This window comes from Salipiger sp. HF18 (genome assembly GCF_011806505.1).
GTDB classification, from domain to species: domain Bacteria; phylum Pseudomonadota; class Alphaproteobacteria; order Rhodobacterales; family Rhodobacteraceae; genus Salipiger; species Salipiger thiooxidans.
Genome location: NZ_JAATOS010000207.1, coordinates 1 through 6,856 on the forward strand (window position 1 = coordinate 1; position 6,856 = coordinate 6,856).

The 6,856-nt window shown below is 66.9% G+C and carries 8 protein-coding genes and 4 pseudogenes; 3 read left to right on the plus strand and 9 right to left on the minus strand.

From position 1 onward, the window contains the following. The 4 genes and pseudogenes from HC022_RS29690 to HC022_RS29195 form a co-directional block, all read right to left on the minus strand. A pseudogene (locus HC022_RS29690) lies at positions 1–210 on the minus strand (hypothetical protein); the annotation flags it as partial. A gap of 900 nt (positions 211–1,110) precedes the next feature. Then, positions 1,111–1,632 carry a hypothetical protein gene (locus HC022_RS15925; RefSeq protein WP_167453093.1) on the minus strand — a complete coding sequence of 174 codons (522 nt, stop codon included), beginning with the start codon at positions 1,630–1,632 and terminating at the stop codon, positions 1,111–1,113. 135 nt (positions 1,633–1,767) lie between these two features. Beyond that, a pseudogene (locus HC022_RS15930) lies at positions 1,768–2,084 on the minus strand (cupin domain-containing protein); the annotation flags it as partial. Positions 2,085–2,113: 29 nt separating this feature from the next. Further along, positions 2,114–2,464, minus strand: coding sequence for a FadR/GntR family transcriptional regulator (locus tag HC022_RS29195; protein WP_368484678.1), 351 nt, complete (start codon positions 2,462–2,464; stop codon positions 2,114–2,116). Here HC022_RS29195 and HC022_RS29200 point away from each other — a divergent pair. Beyond that, entirely contained in the window at positions 2,463–2,762 is a 300-nt protein-coding gene (locus tag HC022_RS29200) for a hypothetical protein (protein ID WP_254885120.1), read from the plus strand. The genes HC022_RS29195 and HC022_RS29200 overlap by 2 nt on opposite strands. Here the strand turns inward: HC022_RS29200 and HC022_RS29205 are convergent. Beyond that, positions 2,693–2,860 carry a GntR family transcriptional regulator gene (locus tag HC022_RS29205; RefSeq protein ID WP_254885115.1) on the minus strand — a complete coding sequence of 56 codons (168 nt, stop codon included), beginning with the start codon at positions 2,858–2,860 and terminating at the stop codon, positions 2,693–2,695. The two genes, HC022_RS29200 and HC022_RS29205, sit on opposite strands and share 70 nt — an antisense overlap. 407 nt (positions 2,861–3,267) lie before the next feature. Here HC022_RS29205 and HC022_RS29210 point away from each other — a divergent pair, with 407 nt between their 5' ends. Continuing rightward, positions 3,268–3,738, plus strand: a complete 471-nt coding sequence (locus HC022_RS29210) for an ABC transporter permease (protein WP_167453094.1) — start codon at positions 3,268–3,270, stop codon at positions 3,736–3,738. 44 nt (positions 3,739–3,782) lie between these two features. After that, entirely contained in the window at positions 3,783–3,935 is a 153-nt protein-coding gene (locus HC022_RS29215; protein WP_254885116.1) for a hypothetical protein, read from the plus strand. Between the two features lie 502 nt (positions 3,936–4,437). Here HC022_RS29215 and HC022_RS29220 read toward each other — a convergent pair. The 4 genes and pseudogenes from HC022_RS29220 to HC022_RS15975 form a co-directional block, all read right to left on the minus strand. Beyond that, positions 4,438–4,719 (minus strand): hypothetical protein, encoded by a 282-nt coding sequence (locus HC022_RS29220; RefSeq protein WP_254885117.1) that lies wholly within the window; start codon positions 4,717–4,719, stop codon positions 4,438–4,440. A gap of 364 nt (positions 4,720–5,083) precedes the next feature. Then, positions 5,084–6,150 (minus strand): annotated as a pseudogene (gene pqqE / locus HC022_RS15965) (pyrroloquinoline quinone biosynthesis protein PqqE). 139 nt (positions 6,151–6,289) lie between these two features. Then, the gene (gene pqqD, locus HC022_RS15970) at positions 6,290–6,562 is read right to left on the minus strand and encodes a pyrroloquinoline quinone biosynthesis peptide chaperone PqqD (RefSeq protein ID WP_167453095.1); all 273 of its coding nucleotides are present in this window, start codon (positions 6,560–6,562) and stop codon (positions 6,290–6,292) included. Continuing rightward, a pseudogene (locus tag HC022_RS15975) lies at positions 6,559–6,856 on the minus strand (pyrroloquinoline quinone biosynthesis protein C); the annotation flags it as partial. The gene pqqD and the pseudogene HC022_RS15975, both read right to left, overlap by 4 nt.

The window sequence follows — 6,856 nt, forward strand, 5'->3', positions numbered from 1 at the left end:
CTCGGCATCGATCGCGTGGTGATCACGCAGGGCAATGCCCATGGCACCGACAACGCCAGCCTGCTCGCCTGCATCGCGCAGATGGGCGGCTGCGCCCGTAATCATCAGCCGGCCGACGCCCTGGGAATCGTCCGCGACGATGTCCTCGGTCAGGTAGGAGCCCGGCCTGCCGTCGCGATAGTTGCCTTCGATGCGGCCAAGCCCCGCCACGTGGCAGATCCGCGTGAGCCGGGTCTACGCCCTCGCGAGCCAGTCCACCGCGCGCGTCCAGACCGCCGGTGCCGGCCATGTGGCAGTGCTCGACGGTCACGTCGGTGATGCCGCCGGACATCACAGAGCCGATCACCACGCCGCCGTGGCAACGCTCCATCAGGCAATGGCGGATGGGCTGCCTGGCGACGATCGCGTGAGCGGCGCGGCGAAACAGGTTTCGGGGAGGCCCTCCCAAGCGCCCGACATCCGGCCATCGTTGTCGCGGGCGGGGAGGGTGGGCCAACCCGCCCGCGACCGCGGCGCCGCAAACACGGCACCGGGGGGCGAGTAGCAGGGTCATGGACCCGCGCATTGCCACCGGGAGGGACAGATAGCGCCCGGCGGGCACCTGCACAGTGCCATTATGCGGCACTGCAGCAATTGCGCCGGCCAATGCGCTGGAGTTCGCCAACGCGGCCCCGGGGGCGTCGCCCTGCATGACGCCGACCTCTCGGATGTCGATGAGCCCGGCGCAGGCGGCCGTGTCGAAGGCGAAGGGCGCGAAGCCCTCCGACTCGAAGACGTAGCGGGGGGGCGGGCGCGAGATCGTGCAGCGGCAGTACGACGCGGTCGGCCGCGCCCTCGGCCATCATCGCGCCGTCACGGCGGAGCTGCCACGGCAGGGTGGCCGAGAGGCTGCAGCGCGCCGGGCTGCGGCAGGCACAGGGCGACCGACCGCGCGGAGCGCGCGGCAAGATGGCGCCTGGACATGGATCGAACCTCTGGTTGCGAAACGGGCATCCCCGGGGCGGGACCGGAGCTGACGGCGGGGTGTCAGCTGTCGAAAGCCTCGAGCACGTTGTTGGTGACGTCGATGATGGCCCCAGCGGCGTCCTCGGCGCCGATCATCTCGTAGAACTACTCCTCTAGCGCGTCCATGAACGCGACGCGCAGCTCCGGGGGCTCTTTGAAGGGCGAGATCGCGGGGCCACTGGCCTGCATGGGGGGCTCATGCGCCCTGACGATCTCGGGCTTGATCAGCCCCGCGTCGATCAGCCGGTCGGCGGCGCACTTTTCGGTGGGCAGGCCGCGAGTGTCTCTGAGCGCGTCGATGCCCGAGGGCTTGGTCAGGGTGCAGTTGACGATCTGCGCCGCGGCCTCAGGCTGCTTGGAGCGCTTCGAGGTGACGCGCAGCATCAAGGGCTTGCGACAGGCGCTGTCGGTGAGCACGGCCTCGAAGCGGATGGGCGGCGTGCTGTCGAGCATCTCGCCATTGTTCAGCGGGTCGGAACACATGAAATAGGTGGTGTGCCATTCGTAGGAGCCGGAGATCTTGCCCTGCGCCCAGTCCTGCTTTTCGGAGAGGTTGACGTTGCCCTCGCCGGCTTCTTCAAGCGTGGTGGTGTTGGCGTCGCCGCGGCGGCAGCAGAGGTCGGGCAAGCCGCCCCAACTATTTCTCACGCTGTTTCAAGCGGGTGGTTGGGTTCAGCCCGCGCGATCACCTGCGCCGCTTCGCGCGTTCACGCGATGTTCAGCTGATGGCGATGGACGAGCCCGAGCGGGAGGCCGCGCTTGCAGGAAGTCGTCCCGACGCGGGGTGAAGCAGTCCAAAAGCCGTCCCGGCGCGAGGCAGATGCAGGCGTGGGTGGCGTTCGAGGGAATCACGAAGCCGTCGCCGGGGACGACTTCGAACGCCCCGCCGTCGAGGTGAAAGCGGAACCGGCCGCTCTCGACGAAGGTGGATTGCACGTGGGGATGGCTGTGCAGGGCGCCTTGCGCGCCTTCTTCGAAGCTGAAGGACACCCCATAAGCCCGGGGGCATCGGCCAGCACCTGTCGGATGACGCCGGCATCGGGCGAGACGGCGGGAAACTGCCGGATGGCATCGGTCATGGGATCTCTCTTTTCGGGATCGGTTGCGCTCAGGGCCTCTCGGCCTTGCCGGCCCGCAGCAGTGCGCGATAGCGCGCCTGGCTGCTCTTGAAATGATGGCGCATGGCGTCGCGCGCAGCCTCCTCGTCGCCGTCGAGGAGGGCGTTCACGATGACCTCGTGCTCGCCCCGAATGACATCGAGGTATTCCTTCGGGGCAGGTTCACTGCTGCTGTCGGACAGAGCCTTCCGGGGGATGAGATTCGAGCCGATCATCGCCAGGAAATCGCCAAACCGCGGGTTGTTGGTGGCTTCGGCGATGGCGAGGTGCGGGGCGAAATCCGCCTCCATCGTAGGCTCGCCGGCGGCGGCGGCACGATCGACATCGCGCAGGCAGCCGATGAGCTTTTCCTCCTGCGCGGGCGAGCGGCGCTGCGCGGGCCAGCGCCGCGGCCTCGGCCGCGACGGCGGTGCGCAGCTCGAGCAGTTCGATCATCGACGAGACTCGCACGAAGTCGATGTTCTGGAAGGGCAGCTCGACCGGGGCGGGCGGCGCGGGCACGAAAACGCCCGCTCCCTGACGCGGCGCCACCAGCCCGTCGGCGCGGAGAGAGGCCACGGCCTCGCGGATCACCGTCCGCTGACGCCGAACTCCTTTGTCATCTGGGCCTCGCTGGGCAGACGGCTGCCGGGCGGATAGGCCCCCGCGGCGATCTGTTCACGCAGCGCATCGCGCACGGTCTCGACCAGTGTGCGGCCCGCCCCGGGACGGTCTGCGCGGCGCGATCTGGCTGGCATGTCCTTGGTTGGTCTGCAAAATCCTCATACAAGCCTGCGGCGTTAAGTATGAGATGTTGCGCCTTGCTTGTCCTAGAGATGCGCAGCCGCAGTCGTCCCTGCGGGCTCGGCCCAAGACGATCCGACGCGCGGGGACCGGCGCCTGAAAAATGAAAAATGTATAACAAGTGTTTATATGTGTCCGACTGAATAGGGTAGCCCCGGTGGCCACCGGGGGGCATGCGGCTCTACAGGCGCCGCCTGAATGGCCGTGCCGGACAGGGAGCCTCGATCCTCGTGGCGTTTTCGTGCCGCTGATGTCCACTCATTGCCCGTTCCTGCAGGACTTGCAGAAAACCATGTAACCGGCTTCCTGGACGCATTTTTTCGGGACCGACGAGCTTGGTCGGGAGATCGTCTCGCGGCTCGTGCACGGCGCGCGGATCGCGCTGACGATCATGTTCCTCGTGACCATCGTGGTGTGGCCCATCGGGCACTTGCTCGGTACCGTTGCGGGCTATTTCGACGGGCGCGTGGACACGTTTCTGATGCGCATCACTGACATCGTCCTGTCCTTCCCCTCGCTGATCCTGTCGCTGGCCTTCCTGGCGGCGCTGGGACCGAGCCTCAACACCGCGATCATCGCCATCTCTCTCACCGCATGGCCGCCGATAGCGCGTCTGGCGCGGGCCGAGACTATGACCTTCCGGCAGGCGGACCACATCGCAGCCTCGCGGCTGCAGTGGGCCTCGCCCGCTCGGATCATCTGGCGCTCCATCGTGCCGATGTGCCTGCCCTCGGTATTGATACGGCTGACGCTGAACATGGCGACGGTGATCCTGACCGCCGCCGGGCGCGGATTTCCCGGCCTCGGGGCGCTGCCGCCGTTGCCGGAATAGGGCACGATGATCGCCACCGGCCGGCGCTACATGATCGATAGCTGGTGACCTTCTCCGGCCTCGGCATCCTCTGCGTAAGCCTAGCTTTCAATTTTCTTGGCGACGGCCCGCGTGAGTTGATCAATGCCGACGGCGCCACCGAGCCCTATGCGCAGGAGTTGATCGCCGCCAGCCTCGAATACGAGCGGGCAGTCTGAGCAGGGCGTTCCTCGCAGCGTGAGCTTCACCCCGCAACACACAGACTAGTCGCCAAAAAGGGTGCGGATGCCGATCGCACCCGCGCCCTTCCGGATCGTCCACGAGCGTATAGTAGAAATACCCTTAATTTCAGGTCGGTGCGAGCCCACCTTCAAGTTCATCGCCGCACATGGTCGCGCCATAGGCCAGCGCCTTGTCGCGGTGGCAGCCGATCAGCTAGTAGCAGGACCTCATGCTTGGGGACCGGATGCGCATGGTCGGCGCGGTCGGAATGGCGTCGTGTCTTGTGCTTGAAGACGCGCGCAGAGACATCGGTGATGATCACGGTCCTGATCCTTCCTCCCGGTGGGCGTCACGCACCGGCCGGCCGTCATGATCTGTATGACAGGATGTCTTGCAAATTCTTGGTGACGGGCAACGGGCAAGCCGACAGCCTCGGCCCGCGATGCTGTCGGCTTGCCCGGTGCTGGCGGGGTTGGGCGGGGAGGGCCGTGGTTTCCGCTATTCCTGAAATCTGTGCAACAGCAGGAGGACAGGTTTCGTGGCGGAGACGACTTCAGCCGGCACGCCGGGGCTCAGCCCGGCGCTGACCCGGGCGGCGGCGATCGCCGACGAACTGCGCGCGGCATCGAGGCAGGGAGCTTTGCGCCCGGAGACCGGCTGCCCAGCGAATTCGAGCTCACGCGGCGCCATTCGGGCCGCCGGACCGTGGTGCGCGAAGCGCGGATCGACCGGGCGCACGAGGAGGTGGCGAAGTGTTTCGACACCGGCGTCTCGACCCATGGGGCGGCTAACACCTTTCACTATATCAACTCGTTAGCCTCATAGAGCATGCGTTTTTCGGTATTCCTTTCACTAATCCGATCTGGGCTGGTTTAGAACATCAAGCTCGAGGCGCGCAGCGGGCCGCCGCGCGCCCATGTGCCTAACCCCGACCTGGTGAAGGACTACGACCTCATCATCGACGCGATCCTGCTCGGAGATTCCGTTGCCGCGCAGCATGCGATGTAGGTTCATCTCGAGGGCAGCCTCGAGCGCTACCGGGACCTTTCCGGGGTACGCGGCGCTAGGCCGGGATAGCGGAGAGGCGTGTGCACGCGGCCGGAAATCTGTGAAGAATGAGGCGCAAATTATTGGAAATTTGTGCCTATTCCCCGACCGGTTCGAACACGGTGCGTCCCGGCTGGCCGCGATAGACCAGCGGCGCCTCGGCAGCGGCATGGGCCGCTGCACGGGCCTGCAGGTCGACGTGGTGCGGGGATTTCACGCAGACCGGATCGGTCGCCGAGGGATCGCCTGCCAGCGCCATCGCCTGACAGCGGCAGCCGCCGAAATCGACGGTCTTGCGCTCGCACGAGGCGCAGGGCTCGGGCATCCAGTCGGTGCCGCGATAGGCGTTGAACGCGTCGCTGTGCTGCCAGATCTCGGCAAGCGGCCGGTCGCCCACTGTGTCGAAGCGCAGGTGCGGGATGCTCTGCGCCGCGTGGCAGGGCAGGACCTGCAGCGCTTGGGATAGTCCGAGTGATAGTCCGCGGGCACGTAATCGATGACCAGCGTGCCCTTCAGTCGCGTGCGGGCCTCGGTCACGATGCGGGTCGCTTCCTCGGCCTGCTCGCGTGTCGGCATCAGCGCGTCGCGGTTCTGCAGCGCCCAGCCATGGAACTGCACGGTCGCGACCTCGATGCGGCGCGCGCCCATCTCCACCGCCATCTCCAGCGCCCGGGGCAGCTGGTGCAGGTTGCGGCGATGCAGCACGGCGTTGAGGGTCAACGGGAAGCCAATCTGCCCGATCCACGCGGCGACCTGCATCTTGCGGTCGTAACCGCCGCGGTAGCCGCCGATTTCGTCGGCCATTTCAGGCGTGGTGCCCTGCAGGCTGAGCTGGATGTGGTCGAGCCCGGCGCGGTCCAGCGCCTCGAGCCGGCGCTCGGTCAGCCCGATGCCGGAGGTGATGAGGTTGGTGTAGAGCCCGGCCTCGCGCGCCGCGGCGACGAGCTCTTCGAGGTCGCGCCTCGTCGCCGGCTCGCCCCCTGAGAGGTGAAGCTGCAGCACGCCGATGTCAGCCGCCTGGACGAAGACGTCCTTCCACGCATCAGTGGATAGCTCGCTATCTTTGAGCGCCATGTCGACGGGGTTCGAGCAATAGGGACAGGAGAGCGGACAGCGATGGGTCAGCTCGGCCAGCATCGCGATGGGCGGACGGGCGACGGTCATCGGCTGATCGCTCCAGGTGCGGCGACGCGGAATGGCGCATTTCCGGTCTTCGGAAAAGCGAGAAGTTCGCCCGACATGTCCTTAGTATTGCTGGATATGACTTCATGAGTAGCATGTCCTGAAGATCGGATCCGAGCCATCACGCAAGCTCCAGGAAACGGCGGTCGCGTAGCGCGCCGAGTAAGCCCGCCGCATCGCCCGCGATGGCCTCGGGCGGGGCGTCATAGGCCTCGGCAAGCTCGGCGGTGATCTCGCCGAAGCTGCGCTGGCCGTCGACTCGGGACAGGATCGCGTGGGCAGTTGCGTCGAGCATCACCGCGCGCTCGGGCGCCAGCAGCCAACTGCCGCGCACCCGGTCGTGGTGCAGCCGCACGCCGCGCGGCAGGCTGGGGATGTCCGAGGGCTGCATCATGCCGCCCGCGCGTCCGCCAGGCCCTCGCCGGGCAGCCATGCGCCGGGGGGCACCCGGGCGGGTTCGACATAGGCGCCCCAGAGCGCGTCGAGCTGTGACCAGAGCACGTCGGTCTTGAAGATCAGCGCCTTGGCGGCGGCGTCCTGCTTTTCCTGCGTGTCGGCGTGGTCGAGCACCCATTTCAGCCCGAAGGCCACGTCCTTGGGCGCCTCGCGCAGCCGGTTGCGGAAGTAGGACAGCGACGAGTCGTCGGCAAAGTCGTAGTTCTTCAGCAGCCCCTCGATGCGGTTGGCG